Source organism: Herbaspirillum sp. VT-16-41, from assembly GCF_001994935.1.
Taxonomy (GTDB): domain Bacteria; phylum Pseudomonadota; class Gammaproteobacteria; order Burkholderiales; family Burkholderiaceae_D; genus Herbaspirillum; species Herbaspirillum frisingense.
On the sequence record NZ_MUXB01000111.1, the window covers coordinates 17,026 to 34,628 of the forward strand.

Annotated in this window: 16 protein-coding genes; 4 read left to right on the top strand and 12 right to left on the bottom strand. The window is 63.5% G+C overall.

Going from position 1 to position 17,603, the window contains the following annotated elements; genetic code table 11:
• The 5 genes from BTM36_RS14720 to BTM36_RS14740 form a co-directional block, all read right to left on the bottom strand.
• Positions 1 to 1,542: a methyl-accepting chemotaxis protein gene (locus tag BTM36_RS14720; RefSeq protein WP_254427013.1), complete on the bottom strand. Its 1,542-nt coding sequence runs from the start codon at positions 1,540 to 1,542 to the stop codon at positions 1 to 3.
• 335 nt (positions 1,543 to 1,877) lie between these two features.
• Positions 1,878 to 2,813 carry a hypothetical protein gene (locus BTM36_RS14725; RefSeq protein ID WP_006461926.1) on the bottom strand — a complete coding sequence of 312 codons (936 nt, stop codon included), beginning with the start codon at positions 2,811 to 2,813 and terminating at the stop codon, positions 1,878 to 1,880.
• Between the two features lie 187 nt (positions 2,814 to 3,000).
• Complete coding sequence (gene arfB, locus BTM36_RS14730) at positions 3,001 to 3,408, bottom strand: alternative ribosome rescue aminoacyl-tRNA hydrolase ArfB (protein ID WP_006461925.1); 408 nt, start codon at positions 3,406 to 3,408, stop codon at positions 3,001 to 3,003.
• A 15-nt stretch (positions 3,409 to 3,423) separates the two neighbouring features.
• On the bottom strand, positions 3,424 to 4,080 hold the full coding sequence (locus tag BTM36_RS14735; RefSeq protein ID WP_077236893.1) for an alanyl-tRNA editing protein: 657 nt from the start codon (positions 4,078 to 4,080) through the stop codon (positions 3,424 to 3,426).
• Positions 4,081 to 4,173: 93 nt separating this feature from the next.
• Positions 4,174 to 7,095 (bottom strand): HD domain-containing phosphohydrolase, encoded by a 2,922-nt coding sequence (locus BTM36_RS14740; protein WP_077236894.1) that lies wholly within the window; start codon positions 7,093 to 7,095, stop codon positions 4,174 to 4,176.
• Positions 7,096 to 7,545: 450 nt separating this feature from the next.
• Between BTM36_RS14740 and BTM36_RS14745 the strand changes: the two genes are divergently transcribed.
• Positions 7,546 to 7,755, top strand: a complete 210-nt coding sequence (locus tag BTM36_RS14745; protein WP_006461922.1) for a cold-shock protein — start codon at positions 7,546 to 7,548, stop codon at positions 7,753 to 7,755.
• Between the two features lie 589 nt (positions 7,756 to 8,344).
• Here BTM36_RS14745 and BTM36_RS14750 read toward each other — a convergent pair.
• The 4 genes from BTM36_RS14750 to BTM36_RS14765 all read right to left on the bottom strand — a co-directional run bounded on the left by BTM36_RS14750 (position 8,345) and on the right by BTM36_RS14765 (position 12,174).
• Positions 8,345 to 8,971 (bottom strand): trimeric intracellular cation channel family protein, encoded by a 627-nt coding sequence (locus BTM36_RS14750; protein WP_006461921.1) that lies wholly within the window; start codon positions 8,969 to 8,971, stop codon positions 8,345 to 8,347.
• Positions 8,972 to 9,119: 148 nt separating this feature from the next.
• Positions 9,120 to 9,329, bottom strand: a complete 210-nt coding sequence (locus tag BTM36_RS14755) for a protamine P1 domain containing protein (RefSeq protein ID WP_077236895.1) — start codon at positions 9,327 to 9,329, stop codon at positions 9,120 to 9,122.
• 184 nt (positions 9,330 to 9,513) lie between these two features.
• Positions 9,514 to 11,163, bottom strand: a complete 1,650-nt coding sequence (locus BTM36_RS14760; RefSeq protein ID WP_077236896.1) for a PAS domain-containing methyl-accepting chemotaxis protein — start codon at positions 11,161 to 11,163, stop codon at positions 9,514 to 9,516.
• A 387-nt stretch (positions 11,164 to 11,550) separates the two neighbouring features.
• Positions 11,551 to 12,174: an attG domain containing protein gene (locus tag BTM36_RS14765; protein WP_077236897.1), complete on the bottom strand. Its 624-nt coding sequence runs from the start codon at positions 12,172 to 12,174 to the stop codon at positions 11,551 to 11,553.
• A 140-nt stretch (positions 12,175 to 12,314) separates the two neighbouring features.
• On the opposite strand from BTM36_RS14765, the gene BTM36_RS14770 reads away from it, so the two are divergent.
• The 3 genes from BTM36_RS14770 (at position 12,315) to BTM36_RS14780 (ending at position 15,494) form a co-directional block, all read left to right on the top strand.
• Positions 12,315 to 12,797, top strand: a complete 483-nt coding sequence (locus BTM36_RS14770; RefSeq protein WP_077236898.1) for a nucleotide pyrophosphohydrolase — start codon at positions 12,315 to 12,317, stop codon at positions 12,795 to 12,797.
• Positions 12,798 to 12,852: 55 nt separating this feature from the next.
• On the top strand, positions 12,853 to 14,430 hold the full coding sequence (locus tag BTM36_RS14775) for a methyltransferase regulatory domain-containing protein (RefSeq protein ID WP_077236899.1): 1,578 nt from the start codon (positions 12,853 to 12,855) through the stop codon (positions 14,428 to 14,430).
• A 236-nt stretch (positions 14,431 to 14,666) separates the two neighbouring features.
• Positions 14,667 to 15,494 carry a diguanylate cyclase gene (locus BTM36_RS14780; protein ID WP_006461915.1) on the top strand — a complete coding sequence of 276 codons (828 nt, stop codon included), beginning with the start codon at positions 14,667 to 14,669 and terminating at the stop codon, positions 15,492 to 15,494.
• Positions 15,495 to 15,631: 137 nt separating this feature from the next.
• On the opposite strand, the gene BTM36_RS14785 is transcribed toward BTM36_RS14780, so the two are convergent.
• The 3 genes from BTM36_RS14785 to BTM36_RS14795 all read right to left on the bottom strand — a co-directional run bounded on the left by BTM36_RS14785 (position 15,632) and on the right by BTM36_RS14795 (position 17,498).
• Complete coding sequence (locus tag BTM36_RS14785) at positions 15,632 to 16,135, bottom strand: hypothetical protein (RefSeq protein WP_077236900.1); 504 nt, start codon at positions 16,133 to 16,135, stop codon at positions 15,632 to 15,634.
• A gap of 138 nt (positions 16,136 to 16,273) precedes the next feature.
• Entirely contained in the window at positions 16,274 to 16,678 is a 405-nt protein-coding gene (locus tag BTM36_RS14790; RefSeq protein ID WP_077236901.1) for a DUF2325 domain-containing protein, read from the bottom strand.
• Between the two features lie 121 nt (positions 16,679 to 16,799).
• Positions 16,800 to 17,498, bottom strand: coding sequence for a YafY family protein (locus tag BTM36_RS14795; RefSeq protein WP_077236902.1), 699 nt, complete (start codon positions 17,496 to 17,498; stop codon positions 16,800 to 16,802).
• Positions 17,499 to 17,603 lie beyond the last annotated feature (105 nt).

Sequence of the window (17,603 nt, forward strand, 5' to 3'; positions counted from 1 at the left end):
CTACCTCAGCTTGAACACCGCCACCGCCCGCTCCAGGCCTTCGGCCTGAACCTGCAGGCTCTCGGCCGCCGCTGCGGCCTGCTCGACCAGCGCCGCGTTCTGCTGGGTGACCATATCCATCTGCACCACGGCCTTGTTGACCTCGTCGATGCCGGCGCTCTGTTCGCGATTGGCATCGGTGATGTTGTCCATGATGGTGGCGACCTTCTGGACCGAGGCTACGATCTCCTGCATCGTATCGCCGGCGCCACCGACCAGCGAGGTACCGGCATTGATCTTGCCGACCGAGTCGTTGATCAGTTCCTTGATTTCCCGGGCCGCCGTGGCCGATCGCTGGGCCAGCGAGCGCACCTCGGACGCCACCACCGCAAAGCCGCGCCCCTGCTCGCCGGCGCGTGCGGCTTCCACCGCCGCATTGAGCGCCAGGATATTGGTCTGGAAGGCTATGCCGTCGATCACTCCGATGATGTCGACAATCCTGCGCGAACTCTCTTCGATGGCCTGCATGGTTTCGATCACCGCCCCGACCATCTGCCCACCGCGTACGGCGACACCGGAGGCGGCTCCGGCAAGCTGGTTGGCATGGTGGGCGTTGTCGGCGTTCTTCTGCACGGTGGAGGTGATCTCCTCCATCGAGGCTGCGGTTTCTTCCAGCGAGCTGGCCTGCTCCTCGGTGCGTTCCGACAGGTCGCGGTTGCCGTTGGCGATTTCGGTGGCAGCGACCGTGATGGCGCCGGTACCGTGTCGCACTTCCGAAACGATGTTGGCCAGGTTGCCGTTCATCTCCTTCAACGCATGCAGCAACTGCGCGGTTTCATCCTTGCCCGATACAGCGACGTCCGAACGCAGGTCACCTGCGGCGACGGTCTGCGCAATCTGCACCGCCACGCCGAGCGGTCGCACGATGCTGCGCACCAGCCACCAGGTGATGCCGATGCCCACCAGCAACGACAGCGCAATGGACGCGCTCAGCAATGCCCGCGCATGCAGGTAGTCGGCCTGGCTGTCGGCGTTGATCTCGTCGCGCATCTGGTGAGCATGGGCCAGTACGGCGGCGACGATGTCGTCGATCATCCTGGTCGGCAGGCGATCCACGCCTTTGACCTGTTCGTCCACCCGGGCGACCGATGCCGGGTCGTCGGAGGCATAGGCCTTCAAGGCATCGAGATACTTGGTCAGCAGCTCGGCATGCGCCTCCTGTGCCTTGCGCGCTGCCTCCTGGCTCATGCCGATCTGCGGCATGAGCTTCTCCAGCTTTTTCAGCGAGGCCTGGGTGGCGGCGCTCTCATCGATGAATGCCTGGCGATATTTGTTGAAGGCGTCGGGGTCCTTGCCGCGCAACAGGGTGTTCTTCCACTCCTGCACCTGGATCTTGAATTGCACCTGGGCACTGCGAGCGGCGTCCACCGACTGCTCAATCAGCGCGCCTTTCTGCATCGCCTGAGCGCCCTGGCCGTAGATCTCGTCCAGCACCAGCCAGCCACGTACTCCGACGAAGGCGGTCGCTGTTAGCAACAGTGCCGCCAGGAACCCCAGTCGCATGCCAATCCTGAAATCGTTGAGCTTCATCATTCCCCCCGGAAGTGCTGCACCTCATTTCACAGACATCGCAGACATCACAGACAGTTAACGGCACGGCAGACGGCGGGCTGAAGAGCCGCCAAAGGCAAATTCCGCGCTGGCGTCGCATGAAGACATGCAGCGACGGGCGGGTGGTTGAATTGATGAAGCATGCACGCTCATGCGCGAGCGTGATGGTTCTTGCTGAAAGACGAAACGCCTGTCGGTCGGCAGCGCTGATGGCGTAGCGGTACCGTGGCGGTGCGGACCGCCGTGCGGCCCAAGTCGGGGGGCGCACGGCAGGCGCTACGTGCTTTTCAGCCGTCCTTGTTGATCCGTGTGATCAAGGCCTCCAGCACCTCTTCTGCACGTTCGTTGTCCACCTGGCAGGTACCGGCGTTCTCGTGTCCGCCGCCGCCGTATTCCAGCATCAGTGCACCGATATTGGTCTTGGAGCTGCGGTTGAGGATGGACTTCCCGGTGGCGAAGACGGTGTTCTGATTCTTCAGGCCCCACAGTACGTGGATGGAAATGTTGGTCTGCGGGAACAGGGCGTAGATGATGAAGCGGTTGCCGGCGAAGATGGTCTCTTCCTTGCGCAGGTCCAGCACGACCAGGTTCTTGTGTATCGTGGCGCAGCGGCGGATCTGCTCCTTGCATTTCTCCGCATGTTCGAAATACAGCTCGCGACGTTCCTTGACGTCCGGCGAATCCATGATCTGATCGATGGTGTGCGTCTTGCACAGCTCGATCAGGTCCATCATCAGGTTGTAGTTAGAGATGCGGAAATCGCGGAAGCGCCCCAGGCCGGTGCGCGCATCCATGAGGAAGTTCAGCAGGTCCCAGCCTTGCGGGTTGAGCACTTCCTCCTCGTTGAAGCGGGCGGAGTCGCCCTTGTCGACGGCGGCCATCATGTCGGCCCATGCCGCCGGGAAAGTCTTGTCACCACCGTAGTAGTCATACACCACGCGCGCAGCCGACGGCGCCTCCGGATGGATCACGTGGTTCTTGCGTTCACCAGTGTTGCGGATGGTTTCGGACAGATGGTGATCGAAGGCCAGATGCACGCCCGCAACGAAGGGCAGGTTGGTGGTGATGTCGTTGTCGCTGATGGCGATCTTGCCATCCTGCATGTCCTTGGGGTGGACGAACAGGATCTCGTTGATCATGTCCAGATGCTTCAACAAGACTGCACAGACCAGACCATCGAAGTCGCTGCGCGTGACGAGACGATATTTCTTTGCTTCCGACATGGTGACATCCCCCTCCATTGATGAAATTGACCCGGTGTGTTCATCGCCTGACCATGGCTTGCTCGCTTGATGGCTTGCCCATGGATCATCCCTTTGCGATGCAAAAGTCCATGTTACCTCGTTACCCTGGAGCCAGGCGGGAATTCTTGCGGTCCTCGCTGACCCTGTTCAGCGGCCCGGGCCGGCATCAGTCGCGCACCTTGCCGCGCATCGATTTGATCTCGCCGCGCTGTGTCTTGCTCTGCAGTCGTTTCCGCTGGGAACTACGGGTCGGGCGGGTCGGGCGGCGCGGCACCGGTACCGCCGCGGCCAGGGCCAGCATTTCCTGGAGGCGCTGCAAGGCTTCCGCCTTGTTCTTTTCCTGGCTGCGATGTGTCTGCGCCTTGATGATGATGACGCCGTCCTTGCTGATGCGCTGGTCCGACCATGTCAGCAGACGTTGCTTGATCTCATCCGGCAAGGAAGAGGCGTGGATGTCAAAGCGCAGGTGGATCGCGCTCGATACCTTGTTGACGTTCTGTCCGCCTGCGCCTTGTGCGCGGATGGCCGTCAGTTCGACTTCTTCCTCGGGGATCAACGGGATGGAAATGGTCAAGCCCTCTGTTGATATTCAGGCTGTCTGCAGGCCGGCATCGAGCATGATCTCGATGCGTTCCTTGCCTTTGCCGGTGTTCTTGCGCTTGAGCCGAATCTGGCCCACTTCGGCCGTGGTGCGCGGGTGCGTGCCGCCGCAGGCCATGCGCGCGAAGCCTTCGACTTCCCAATAGCGACGCCCGGCCTGTTCATCGCTGAAGGCAGTGACGATAGGCAATCCCGCTGCAACCAGTCGTTGCGTGGCGGCCTCGATTTCCCCGAACAACGGCGCCAGGCTGGTCTCGCTGGCGAAATCCACGCGCGCCTTGTCCGCTGCGATATGGGCGCCGATGCGTTCGATCCCGGGGCGCAACTGGTACACCAGCTGCAATACCATCTCGGCGGCGAAATGCAGGCGCATCAGGCGGTACCGGCGCTCCCAGTCGATGTTCATCTTCACTGCATCGCCGACCTGCAATCCATGCCCGGCCGGCAGCGTGTAGACGATGGACATGTCGCGCTTTTCCGCCGTGAGGACAGGATGGCCGCCGAGTGTGCCGGCGTCGCTCTCCTGCCCGCCGGAGAAAGCGAAGAAGATGGTGTCGGCTACTTGCACCTGATCGCCATCGAGGTGGGTGATCACGGTATCAAGTTCGGTCTGGTAGGGCGCCGACCAGAAGATATTGTGCGTCATGGAATGCGTTCGCAAGGGATAAGAGGGTGTGCCAATGTCGGCAGCCGTCGATTCTACGCCGGAAGTGCTGGCCGGCCCAGGCCTGCCCGCGCTTCAGGCCGGCGGGGGCGCCAGCAATGCTTCGATGCCTGCGATGTCGACCTCGTCGCGTTGCGCCGGTCGCAGCATGTCATCGGCATAGTTCTGCCACAGCCGGCTGCGCAGGAAATAGCGGAACAAATCCGCATCCAGATGGCGGTCGCGGCACATGAAGGCCATGATGCGCAGCGATTCCGACAAGGTCTTGGCCGGCTTGTAGGGACGATCGGCCGCGGTCAGCGCTTCGAACACATCGGCCAGCGCCATCACGCGGTCCTGCAAGGGCAGATCGCCCGCCAGCAGGCCACGTGGGTAGCCGGTGCCGTCCATTTTCTCGTGATGGTTGGCGGCCGTGTCAGGCACGCTCTTGAGCGAATCGGGCCAGGGCAGGCTCTTGAGCATCACCAGGGTTTGCACGATGTGGTTGTTGATGGCGAAGCGGTCTTCCTCGGTCAGCGTGCCGCGCCGCACCGTCAGGTTGTGCAGTTCGCCCATGTTCTGCCGATAGCGCGGCAGCTTCATGTTGAAACCCAGTGTGTTGCGCGGGTCATCGCGTTCGACCGCCGGACGATGTTCCTCATCCCACGCCACCATGTGTTCCGGCCGATCGGCCAGCAGCTGCTCGGTCTGCGGCAATGCCTGCGCCGGCTGGCCGCCACGCGCTGCCGCCAGGCGCCGGGCTTCTTCATCGGCCAGTCCGAGGCTGTCGTCGAAGTGACGTTGCCAGGTCTGCGCGGCAATCTGGCGCAACTGCGCGATGGCCTGTTCCGACATCGCCTCGCCCCCCACATTGCATTGCGCGACAAAGGCGAAATCCTTGTGCAGCCGCTTGCGCCTTTCCTCAAGCCGCAGTCGCAGCGCCTCGGCCTGTGCTGGTGCCAGCGCAGGCAGGTACTCGTGCAGGAGCTCCAGTTCGGCATCGCGCCACAGGACCTCGAAGCGCATCCGCACTTCGTGGATACGGTTGTGGATCACTTCCAGCTTGGTGGCCTTGTCCACGATGTGCTCGGGACTGGTGACCTTGCCGCAATCGTGCAGCAGCGCGGCCAGCTGGAAGGCGTAGCGCTGGTCCTCGTTGAGGCTGAAGTCGGCGTAGCGACCGTCGCGCTCCTGTTCCAGGCTCTCCACCAGCATGATGGCCAGGTGCGGCACGCGTTCGCAGTGGCCACCGGTATAGGGGCTCTTGGCATCGATGGCGTCGGCCATCAGGCGGATCAAGGATTCCAGCAGAGCCTTCTGTCCGGCGATCAGCTGGCGCGTCTCGATGGCCACGGCCAGCATGCCCGACAGCCTGCGCGCAAAGGCCAGGAAGCGCGGATCCTCATGCGCGCTGTCGTGTGCATGCATCAGCACCAGCAGCCCTTCCAGCGAGCCATTGCGGCCGCGCAGGTCCAGTTCCACGCGCAGGCGGTTGTCGTCGGTTTCGCGGGCCGTGCCGGCGGCGGGGCCGTGTTCCTCGTAGGCCATGGTATCGGTCAGCCCGCATTGCTGCCCGTAGGCGGCCGCACGCTGCATCTGCCGGCTCTCGCGCTGCCACAGGTAGACTGCGCCACCATCGCAGCGGGTGGCCTGGACGAATTTTTCCAGCACCTGCTGCAGCATTTCTTCAACATGGATTTCCGTGCTGAGGATGGCACTGATATCGAGGAAGGCTTCTACCGTCAGGCTGACGTGGTCCACCATCTGGGTCAGCATATTGACTTCGCGCAGCACGCTGCGTTTGCGGTCCTGGGTACGGAAGTCGAAGCGCGACATGCGCCCGACCTGCAGCGCCAGCCGTTCCATGCTGCGCCCGATGGCACGGCCCGCCCACCAGCCCAGCGGCAGGAAGGCGATCACCAGCAGCAGCGCCACCAGTACCAGTGTCTTGCGATTGCGATCCAGTTGACCCAGCAGTTCGTCGCCGGGCGCGGCAATCAGCAGATTGAGGGTGTGGCCGTCGATCACGTTGAAGGGCAGTGACAGGCCCAGCCATTCCCTGCCGTTGACATCGTAGAGGGCGCGCTGCTCGCCCGCCCTGGACTTGGCCGACAACAGTGACAGGCTCGACACGTCCAGTTCGGCCAGGCTGCGGAAGCGGAAGTTGTCGCCGTCCTGCTCCAGTACCCGACCCATGTCACCGTAGGCGATCACCTTGTCGTTCTCGTCCACCAGCGCCAGTTCGCTGTGGGGCGTCAGGCGCAGATTTCCCAGGCTGGCCGCCAGGTCATCGAGCGTCATGTCGATGGCCACCACTGCGTCGCTGTTACGGGCGCGCTGCGACAGGCTGATGCCGATCTGGCGCGTGGTAAAGAACACGTAGGGTGCCGAAATCGCGGGTGCCAGCGAACGGTCCGCGCTGGCGTACCAGGGGCGGGTGCGGGGATCGAAACGGTAAGCGGGTTGGTCTTCCAGGGCCAGCAGTTTCAGCTCGGCACTATAGAAACGGTATTGGCCCTTCGGCTGGCCGGCGCCATTGACGGTGATGGTCTGCACCAGGAAAGCGGTTGCCGCCGGTGCGCCAAAGAACTCGCGCTGCTCGGCGCCGCGTAGCGCCCGCACCAGCAGGAAGTCACCATTGGGATAGCCCACATAGACCGCCGAGACCAGCGGGTTGGCAACCATGTCGATGGAGAAGGCGGCAATCCGAGTGAGCCGTTCGTCCACTGTGCCGGCCTGCGTGATGGGATCGAATGCCAGCTGGCGCAGCGTGGCTACGGCAGGGTCGATGATGCGGCGCGAGCGCTCCGTCATGATGCGCCCGGCGTCCTCGGCCGAGCGTTCGGCCATGTCCAGTAGTACCTGACGCGCGCCCCACCAGCCCACCGACACCAGCACCACCGCCAGCAGGATCATGCCTGCCATCACCAGTGCTGAAATACCAAAGCGTACCGGCAAGCCAGGCAGGCTGGCATCGTCGTCGCTCGTATCAGGCAAAGGGCGTTCGGAGAGGGGCATTGAGCACGCAGGGACTGGTGACATGCAGCGAAACCCGCGATGCCGTTTGCAGCGCCACGCACAGGCGCAAACGGGACACGGCCATTCGACTGAATATACCGGAATTACGTTGGAGTCGCATAAAGTGGTTAAGCGGTTTTTCTTCCCCCTGATCGCCGTTTCGATTTATCGCGTAAGAGGACGGAATGTCACTGATGGAAGGCAGTGTGACGACGCCCTGTTTTTCATAAAAACCACACATTTGTTGACAAGGAGAGGCAATTTGCTGCAAGTCGTGTACAATACTGGTTGTACTTGCATCAAGTTGTATTCTTGTTGGTTCCAATTCCGCCTGACTGTCGTTCCCTCCTCGGTCGTTCTGTTTTCTTTCCTTCGGTTTCAGTTCTTGGTCTCAAGTGCCTTGCAGGCATGTTGCCTTCATTCGTCCCAAACTTTTCCAAAGGAATAAACATGAGCACTCAAACCGGCGTAGTCAAATGGTTCAACGATGCCAAGGGCTTCGGCTTCATCACTCCTGATGCCGGCGGCGCCGACGTCTTCGCGCACTTCCAGGACATCCAGTCCAATGGCTTCCGCAGCCTGTCGGAAAACCAGCGCGTGTCGTTCGACCGCGGTGTCGGCCCCAAGGGTGAAAAGGCCACCAACATCAAGGTCATCTAAGACCTCGATCTTCGCGCAAGCGAACCCGAACATCCCCGCTGCCCGCGCCTGAACGCCAAGGTATTCCATACGTTCCGATGGCCAGGCCGGCAGCACCAAGCGGCATCACCTCACTCCGGGCGAGGGCTTCCTCGGAGCGGCACCTGGCAGATAGTCAGGGCCGATCCCGATCCGGAAGAGGGGATGCCAGCCCTTCCTGTATCAGCCGCGCGGCGTTTCGTTGCGCTCAGGATGCACAGGGCGCGGCCGGCGATCGCCAGTGGCCAGCCCCATGTGGCCGTGCAGATAGCGCGGGCATGTGGCAGGTACAGCAAATCGTCCGCCGATCACGGGCTTGTCCCGTGGAGCAAATAGTTAATTAATCGCTCGTAGATGGAGTGACTGGACCGCCGATCCCTGAGATCTGCCGGAACCAGGACAAGACGAACACCTGGAGCAGGACCGCACCGGCCAGATAGGCCGGGCAGGTCGGATCGGCGACACCTTGCAGATAGCATGGGTCGCGGTGAATCCAGCGTTAATCAATGAACGGCCCGCCTCATCCGAGGCGGGCTTTTTGCGTTCTGGGGCGTTGTGGACGGCGCGGAGCTCAGTCGAAGCCGCGCACCCGTTCCTTGTCCATGCGCGGCAATTCCCAATGGAAGCGGATGGCCAGCAGGCGTACCGAAAAGCCCAGTAGCAGCGAGCTCAGGGTGGCGATGCGGCTGTCGATCTGCAGATGCAGGATCAGCACATACAGGGCGCCGGTCAGCAGCGAGACGCTGGCGTAGATCTCGCGCCGCAGCACCAGCGGGATTTCGTTGCACAGCACGTCGCGCAGCAGGCCACCGAATACGCCGGTGACCATCCCCAGCATGACCACGATGGCGGGATGGAAGTTGTCGAAGCTGCGGGCGATGTCGCAGCCGATGATGGTGAAGGCCACCAGCCCCAGCGCATCCACTACCAGGAAGGCCGATTTGAAGTGATGCAAGGCACGCGCCGCGACTGCCGCCACGATGGCCGCGCAGATGGTAAAGGCCAGGTATTCCGGATGCGCCACCCAGCCCAGCGGATAGTGACCGATCAGGATGTCGCGCACGGTGCCGCCACCGAGCGCGGCGACCGTACCGATGAGGCAGATACCGAAGATATCCATATCCTTGCGGATACCCATGAGCGCGCCGGAGACGGCTTCGGCGCAGATGGCGATCAGATAGATGGTGTACAGCAGCATGGCAGGGTCCGGGCGAGCCGAAGAAGTCGGATTGCCCGGATTATTGCATGTCGCCCTGCGGACCGCGATGGCCGGATACGCATTCCGTCACGCAATGCCAACGCGACCGTCACCACCATGGGTGATGCGCTCGCGTGAAACGGTTGGCTCAGGCCGTGGTATCGATGATGTTGCCGATCGCCTTGATACCCGAGCTGACGCTATCGGCCACCGCATGTGCAGCCGAGGAGACGGCGTCGGCCGTGGTGTCGTAGGCGCTTTCGATGTCGTCGCCCACTTCCACGGCGACCTTCTTGATCGGTGCGATGACGGTGTTGTAGAAGCCGCTGTTGCCGGAGGAAACGGAAGATACGCTCATGTGAAACTCCCTTGTGATGAGATCGAAGGCACCCGGCAGATTGCATCGATATCGTCAGCGATACCGCAGACCACCGGGCGGGAGTTCATCATAAGCAAGCGCGACAGCCGTGCAAAGGTGCCACCCCCTGCCATGCGCGTAAAGATATGCAATGCTGTGTAAAGCAGGCTTCCTCGCTGCGGTTTTATTGCGCCAGCATCAGGCCCGGGTCCTGCGCGCGCGATGGCCGCAGCGCCGCCGATGCGCCGGGGCGCGTAGCGCCGTGGCTGATCTTGAATACCGACATGGCCTGGCTCAGCTTGACCGCCTGGTCGCGCAGGTTTTCGGCGGCCGCCGCGGCCTGCTCCACCAGCGCCGCATTCTGCTGCGTGGTTTCGTCGATGGCATTGACGGCCTGGTTCAGTTGTTCAATGCCGCCGCTCTGCTCATTGCTGGCCACCGTGATCTCGGCCATGGTCACCGCCATGTTTTCCACTGCACCGCCCAGGTCACCCATGGCTTGCGCGGTCTCCCGCACCAGCTGGTTGCCGCTCTCCACCTTGGCGCGGGAGTCGTCGATCAGTCCCTTGATGTCCTTGGCGGCCGAGGCCGAACGCTGCGCCAGCGTGCGCACTTCCGACGCCACCACGGCAAAGCCGCGGCCCTGTTCGCCGGCGCGGGCTGCCTCGACGGCCGCGTTCAGGGCCAGGATGTTGGTCTGGAAGGAAATGCCATCGATGAGCGCGATGATGTCGACGATCTTGTGCGAGGCCGTATCGATTTCTTCCATGGTCTTGCCCATGCGCTGCACCGACTGGCTGCCACGCTGGGCAATGGAGGAGGCCGATTGTGCCTGGCGGTCGGCATTGGCGGCGGAGTCGGCGTTCTGGCGCACGGTGGCGGCGAACTGCTCGACGCTGGACGCGGTCTCCTCCAGCGCCGAGGCCTGCGATTCGGTGCGCCCGGAAAGGTCCATGTTGCCGCTGGCGATCTCACCGGTCGAGATGGTCATCGATTCCACATTGCGTCGCACGTCGCCGATGATGGCGCGCAGGTTGACGTTGAGTTGCTGCAAGGCCTGCAGCAGCAAGCCCATGTCGCCGCGAGCGTCGGTATCGATATGCAGGTCGAGGTCGCCACCGGCCAGACCATGCACGGACCGGATGGCCCTCTGCAACGGTGCCACGATGCTCGCGTGCAGCAGCGCCCACGAACCCAATAGCAGGATGGCGCCCAGCGCTGTCCCCAGCCACACCGCGTACGGGCTGCCGCCAGCGCGCTGCACGGCGGCCCCGGCAACGACGCCGCCCAGCAGGAACATCAGTGTCAGCAAGCTCATGGTCCAGCCCAGTCGCCGCGCCACCGACAGGTCACGCAGACCTTGCAGCCATCCCACCAGGCCGGTACGGACCATAGCGCCGCGATGGATACGCACGCCACGCGCCTGACCGGCCACAAAGCGTCGATACGCGGTATCGGCGGCCTGCACCTGCTCCCGCGAAGGACGGGTACGCACCGACATGTAGCCGACAGCGCGGCCGTTTTCCCGCACCGGCGTCACGTTGGCCTGTACCCAGTAGAAGTCACCGTTCTTGCAGCGGTTCTTGACCAGCCCGTTCCAGGGCAGCCCGGCCTTGAGCGTGGTCCACATGTCGGCAAAGGCTTCGCGCGGCATTTCCGGATGGCGTACGATATTCTGCGGCGCGCCGATCAGTTCGGCCTCCTCGAAGCCGCTGATTTCCACGAAGTAAGGATTGACGTAGAGGATGTTGCCCTGCAGGTCGGTCTTGGAAACGATGGACTTGCCATCCTCCAGCAACCGTTCATTGGTGGTGATAGGTAGATTCGTGCGCATGCTTGCCCCCGTGCCCTCGGACCGCCCGACCCTGCCCGGGCTACGGTCCTGCCGCTGTTATAGAAAGCTGCAGCGCTTCTTCCCCAAGTGCTGCAGCCCCGTTTTTCAAGACAGGCCATGGCTGATTATGGACCTGACGTGGAATCCCGAGTTTGTAAGAAGGCGATCCATGGCCGTTCCGCAATGGATGTTTCCCGTCAGCCTGTCCCGGCGTGATCGGGGAAACACGGAAACCACGATGTCCAGAATCTAAACGTTGGCTTGCCTTTTCGATCCGAGAAACAGGCAGGCATTTCCCGTTGAAACCTTCGCGGTCTTGGCGTTTTATTGTGCTGTACCTGCGCGACCGCAGAGTTTCCCTGCGTCATCGGTCGCGCCGAGCGGGGATCACTGGCGCGGCTGCACCTGGAACAACACACCTTGCGGCACCAGTTCGACCGAGAGCAACTGATCGGCCACGACCTCGGTCATGCGTTGTCCCGGATTGTCCAGCGCGACCGTGGTCAGGCGGGTAATAAGGGGCAGCAGCTTGTCCTGGCCGGAAGTAATGAAGCTGCGCGCGGCGCTGGAGGCACAGATGAGGAATTCGTCGCGGGCGCCCTGTGTCTTGTTGGTCAGCATCACGCCCACGTTGCGCAGCTCGCCGCTCTTGTTGAGGGTACCGATGATGGTGGTCTGGGCCGGACCGACCTTGGCGTCGAGCACATAGTCGTACTGGCCGGGATGCAGGCGGTCCGCGTCCAGCATGTAAAGACGGGCCATGTGCTCGGGCTCTTCTACCTGCATGTCCTTGAGCACGTCGGCGAGGCGCTCATTGAAGCGCGCCGCGAATTGCTTGGGCGTGATGCCCAGGGTGGTCTGCGCGGCTTCGTGCTCGGCCAGTTGCTGGTCGACGTGTCGGTCGCAGCCGGCCGCGAGCAGGGCCAGCATCAGCGTGACGCAGGACAGGAGACGCAGCGGGGAGCGAAGAGATGTCGGCATGGTGATCGAAATGTCGCGTGTTTTGCTCATTGTGCCTCATTACGGCAACACGGGAACTGTCCCAGATCAATCGTCCCGCCTGCGTCTGTGTGGGTTGGTGATAAAGTGTCGAGCCAAGCCGATGCGCATCAATACAACAGCGCCATAGCGCACTCCCCGGACAAGACGCCATGACTGATCATTCCGCCCAGCCCCCTGCCGATCCCGCTGCAGCCGCTGCCAGCTCCACCACTCCAGCCGCCCCAGCCACCCCTGTCTCCGACCTGCATGAACTGCGCGACATCATCCGCCGCTTTTCCGGTGAGCGCGACTGGCTGCGCTTCCACACGTCCAAGAACCTGGTCATGGCCTTGTCGGTGGAGGTAGCCGAGCTGATGGAGCATTTCCAGTGGCTGCCGACCGGTGCCATGCACGAGCTTGACGACGCCGCGCGCGAAGGCATCCGGCACGAGATGGCCGACGTGCTGGTCTACCTGATCCAGCTGGCCGACCATACCGGCGTCGACCTGCGCAGCGCCGTGCTGGAGAAGATGGAACTGAACCGCCGCAAGTACCCCGTGGAGCTGGCACGCGGCAACGCCCGCAAATACGATGTGCTGGCCGCTTCGGCAGCGGCCGACGCCACCGGCGGCGATGCCGGTCAGGCGCGCTGAGCCGGCAGTCGTCCCTTATCCCTTAGCCAGTCTTCCCTGCCGTACGGAGCCCGCCTTGAACAACTGGAATGACGGTTACGTCGTCGACATCGCCTACACCTATGGCTACTACCCGGGCCTGAACCCGGCACGCCTGCCGCTGGCCTTCGCCTTTCACGGCTTGCGTGCGCCGGCCATCCAGACCGCCTGTGAGCTGGGTTTCGGCCAGGGGCTGTCGACCAATTTCCACGCGGCTGCATCCGGCACGCGCTGGTGGGGCAATGATTTCAACCCGCTGCAGGCGGCCTTCGCCCGCGAACTGGCGGCGGCCAGCGGTAGCGGGGCGCAACTGGAGGATTCCAGCTTCTCGCACTTCTGCCGGCGCGACGACCTGCCCGATTTCGACTTCATCGCCCTGCACGGCATCTGGAGCTGGGTCTCGCAGGAAAACCGCGAGATCATCTTTGACTTCATCGACCGCAAGCTCAAGCCCGGTGGCGTGCTCTACCTGAGCTACAACACCCAGCCCGGCTGGTCGGCATTCATGCCGCTGCGCGACCTGCTGGTGCAGCACACCCAGCAGGTGGGCAATGACGAGCAGGGTTTGCCCACCGCAGCCCGCATCGATGCCGCGCTGGCCTTCGCTGCGCAGATGTTCGAGACCGATCCGGTCTATGCCCAGGCCAATCCCTTCATGCGCGATCGCCTCAAGATCCTGCAGCAGCAACCGCGCAGCTACCTCGCCCACGAATACTTCAATCGCGACTGGCATGCCGAGGCCTTCGCCGACATCCATCGCTGCCTGGCGCGCGCCGGCCTGCAGTTCGCCTGCCCGGCGCATTACATAGACCATCTCGACATGGCCAACCTGACTCCCGCCCAGCGCCAGTGCCTGGCCGGGATCAGCGACCCGGTGCTGTACCAGAGCGTGCGCGATTTCATGGTCAACCAGACCTTCCGGCGCGATTACTGGGTGCGCGGCGGGGAGGTCCTCGACGAGCGCCAGCGGGTACAGGCGCTGGCGCTGCAGAGCGTGGTCCTGCTGACCGAGCCGGACAAGGTGCCGCTGACCATCCAGAACGTGGCCTCCGAGATCACCCTCAACCGCCTGATCTACGAGCCCATCCTGCAAGCCCTGTCGGACTACCAGCCGCATACCCTGGTCGACCTGGCGGCGACGCTGGCGCATCGCAACCTGAACCTCTCGCAGGTGATCGATTCGGCCCTGATGTTGATCGGCACCGGCCATGCCGCGCCGTTGCCTGCCGAGTCGGATGCCGCCACCCAGGCCCAGATCGCGCGCCGCACCGGCGATTTGAACGCCTGGCTGCTGCAGCGTGCAGCGCTGGCGCCAACCCATGGCCTCGGGAGTGACGAGGGTGACATCAGTCATCTGGTCAGCCCGCTCACCGGTGGTGGCGTGCGCGTGGATCGCGTCGAGCAGCTGTTCCTGCTGGCGCGCCAGCACTGCGGCGATGACATCGACGCCTGGCCGGCCCAGGTCTGGCGCCACGTCGCGGCGCAGGGCAAGCGGCTGGTGCGCGACGGTGTGCGACTGGAAGGCGAAGAGGAAAACCTGGCCGAACTGGCGACCCAGGCCCGGCTGTTCGCCCGCACCCGGCTGCCGTTGCTGCAGGCCCTGCAGGTGGCCTGATGGCAGGCCAGGCGCGCCAATCACGACGGCCATCCTCAAGGCAATCCTCACCACAATCCTCACGGCGCGGTGAACGGTGCGGCAGAACGGGGAGGGCGTCCACGCCCCGGATGACATTGCGCGTTGCATCGCAGCGTCCGAGCCTGTAGCATTTCGCGTGGCCGTATTGCCGGCCGTCACTGCCGCGCTTGCAGCCCCCGGCGCCGGAATTCTTTAAGGAAAATCGGTTTCTGCCTATGTCCCTGTCCCGAACACTTCAAACTCGCCTGACCCTGGCCGCTACCGCCGCCGTGGTCGTCACCGCTGCCGTCCTGACCGCCATGGCGTGGAGCGGCACGCAGGGCCTGGCTGGCGCCGCCATCGTGCTGGTGCTGCTGTCGGCATTGCTGTCCTGGCTGCTGCTGGGGCAGTTGCTGCGGCCGCTGGGCGGTCTTGAAAGCGAACTGCAGAACCTGCAGAGCGAGCGCAAGCAGTTGGTGGAGGAGCGCGACGATGCGCGCGTCCATCTGGAAGAAATGGAAAAGACCCTGGCCCGCGTCGGCCTGGAAGATGCCCTCACCGGCCTGGCCAACCGTCGTCAGTTCGAGCGTGGCCTGCTGGAGGAATTCAACCGCGCCGCCCGCACCAATCTTTCGCTGGCGGTGATCATGATCGACATCGACCTGTTCGACGAATACAACGCCGCCTACGGTCGCATGGCCGGCGACAAGGTATTGCGCCGGGTGGGCAGCGCCATCCGCGATACCAACGTGCGACCGGAAGACCTGCTCTCGCGGTTCGGGACCCAGGAAATCGCAGTCCTGCTGCCGGGGTCGAAGCTGGAAGGCGCGCTGATCGTGGCCGAACGCATCCGCAAGTCGATCGAGCAGCTCGACATCACCCACAGCGCCAGCCCGACCGGACGGGTGACCATCAGCATCGGTATCGCCTCGGTGACGCCACAGCGCCAGGTGGACGAGCCCGAAACGGTGCTGCGCGAATCGGAACAGGCACTGGCACTGGCCAAGGCCTCCGGCCGTGACTGCATCCGCACCACCGAGGATCTGGTCAAGGCGCAGGCCTGAGCCGGTCCCCGTCCCCTCTTGACCCGGGCTGATCGCGCCAGGGTCACGCGGAGTGCAAATGGACAAATGCCGCGCGTTGCAATCTGCAGCGCGCGGCATTTTTCTTGGACGGGCGGGGGCGCCGTTACGGCACCACCTCAGGGTTGTTCCGGCCCCGGCACCAGGAATTTGGACTTGGCGCAATACATCTTGGCATTGGTATCGTTGTAGACGATCTTGCTGCCCGCCTGCGACTGTCGCACCGGGTAGGCGGTGTCATCATCGGGCGTAAAGCGGATGCCCAGCGCCGCCTTGATGGCATCGGTCAGCTTGACCGGCGTGGTGTTGAAGTAGGCCCCGATGAAATCGGCCTGGCTGCTGCTGTCATTGACCAGGAAGTCGGTCGCCTGCATGCCCCACAGCGAGACATTGGTGGCCTTGAACCAGTAGGCGCCACCCTCGGTCTTGTACGGAGGGCCGAAAGCTGCCACCAGATAATCGAAGAAATACTTGCTGTTGAGCTGGTTCAGGCACAGCAGGGCATTGCCGACCTCGATGCCGAAACTGGGCTGCGGTGCAGCGTGCGCCGCCGGTGCGACGGTGGCCGCGCAGGCCAGCACCAGCGCCAGGAGGCGATTGCTCAGGCGGGTTACGATCTTCAAACGGACTCCCGGAAATTGCCGTGACGGCATGTTGTCTGTGCGGCCAGGCAATGCGGGCCAGGGAGTCGATTGTAGGGGGCTTTTGCCGATTTTTCCAATCCGTACTGCAGCGCGGCATTTTTTGCGGCGGATAGGCCGCTAGCGCTTGCGCCGCAAGACCCGGTCGCCGCGTGCCGAGGGACCGTCGGCCGGTGCATCCTCGGCGGCCAGGTGACCCAGTCCGTCGAGGAAGGACGCGATGCCCGTCCCCTTCACCAATACACAGGGTTTGCCCAGTTTCTTGCAGGTGCTCTTGACCAGGTGATAGGCGTTGTGACTGATGTTGCCGGAGGCGCAGATGACAATGTCGGCCGCCGCCAGCATGGGCGTGAGCCGATGCAGGTTGTCTTCGCGGCCACCATCGTGATGCAGGAAACGGCCGGCACGTATTTCGATCTCGGCCCGGTAGTGATTGCGGGCGCCGGTCAGGCCGCCCACGCACAACACGCAGCGGTCGGCCAGCGAAACGGCAGCTTGGGCAGGGGAGGACAGGGCAGCACGCATGAGACAGACTCGCCGGAAGTAGAGGACGGTTCCAGCCTACCCGCCGCCACTTGTGGCGCGAACGAATCAATTTGCAGCTACATATGCGATTTGCGTTGCAGGTGCCGCAAGCCCGTATGGTTCAGGCCGCCGGCTGGTTGCGGGCCTGGCGTTGCATGGCCCGTACGAAGTCGGGCAGACGCCGGCCATTGCGGTCCGGGTAATGGCCCTGCTCGCTCATCTGTTGCACACGGTCCAGGCGGAAGGAGCGAAAGTCGTCGCGCCGTTCGCACCATGCCGCCAGGAGCCAGGTACCGCCGAAGAAAGCCAGCGCCAGCGGCCAGACCACACGCTGGCTGGGGCGCTGCTGGGCATCGGTGTAGTGCAGCAGCAGCTTGTGGCGGCTGCCGATGGCCTGGCGGATCGCCTCCAGCCGCTCGCCCTGGCCATCGGCATCTGGTGCGGTCGGTGCAAACAACGGTGTGGCTTCGACGAAGTCGCGTTTTTCCTTGGGCAGTGCCAGCACCACCTTGGCCAGCGCGGACGCGGCCGAGGCGCCCAGCTGCGGGCCACCCCAGGCTTGCACCATGCGCATGCCGATCACCAGGGCATCGATTTCATCGGCATTGAACATCAGCGGCGGCAGGTCATAGCCCGGCTTGATGCGATAACCGACGCCGGCCTCGCCATCGACCGGCACGCCCGACAGCGACAGATCGCGGATATCGCGATAGACCGTGCGTTCCGAGACCGAGAGCCATTGCGCCAGCTGGCGCGCCGTGGTGAGACGGCGTCCACGCAAATACTGGGTGATCTGGAACAGGCGGTCGGCTCGGCGCATGGAAGGCGGGCGGAAAATTGATGCGCGCCATTCTGGCATGCACGCTGCAGGCCCGCCACAGACTTCGATGCTGCTGTGCAAGATGCCGGCATGCTCGTCACCTGG

Coding starts and splice junctions, on each gene's coding strand:
- BTM36_RS14720 (WP_254427013.1), bottom strand. CDS start 1,542: ATGCGACTGGGGTTCCTGGCGGCACTGTTGCTAACAGCGACCGCCTTC.
- BTM36_RS14725 (WP_006461926.1), bottom strand. CDS start 2,813: ATGTCGGAAGCAAAGAAATATCGTCTCGTCACGCGCAGCGACTTCGAT.
- BTM36_RS14735 (WP_077236893.1), bottom strand. CDS start 4,080: ATGACGCACAATATCTTCTGGTCGGCGCCCTACCAGACCGAACTTGAT.
- BTM36_RS14740 (WP_077236894.1), bottom strand. CDS start 7,095: ATGCCCCTCTCCGAACGCCCTTTGCCTGATACGAGCGACGACGATGCC.
- BTM36_RS14745 (WP_006461922.1), top strand. CDS start 7,546: ATGAGCACTCAAACCGGCGTAGTCAAATGGTTCAACGATGCCAAGGGC.
- BTM36_RS14750 (WP_006461921.1), bottom strand. CDS start 8,971: ATGCTGCTGTACACCATCTATCTGATCGCCATCTGCGCCGAAGCCGTC.
- BTM36_RS14755 (WP_077236895.1), bottom strand. CDS start 9,329: ATGAGCGTATCTTCCGTTTCCTCCGGCAACAGCGGCTTCTACAACACC.
- BTM36_RS14760 (WP_077236896.1), bottom strand. CDS start 11,163: ATGCGCACGAATCTACCTATCACCACCAATGAACGGTTGCTGGAGGAT.
- BTM36_RS14765 (WP_077236897.1), bottom strand. CDS start 12,174: ATGAGCAAAACACGCGACATTTCGATCACCATGCCGACATCTCTTCGC.
- BTM36_RS14770 (WP_077236898.1), top strand. CDS start 12,315: ATGACTGATCATTCCGCCCAGCCCCCTGCCGATCCCGCTGCAGCCGCT.
- BTM36_RS14780 (WP_006461915.1), top strand. CDS start 14,667: ATGTCCCTGTCCCGAACACTTCAAACTCGCCTGACCCTGGCCGCTACC.
- BTM36_RS14790 (WP_077236901.1), bottom strand. CDS start 16,678: ATGCGTGCTGCCCTGTCCTCCCCTGCCCAAGCTGCCGTTTCGCTGGCC.
- BTM36_RS14795 (WP_077236902.1), bottom strand. CDS start 17,498: ATGCGCCGAGCCGACCGCCTGTTCCAGATCACCCAGTATTTGCGTGGA.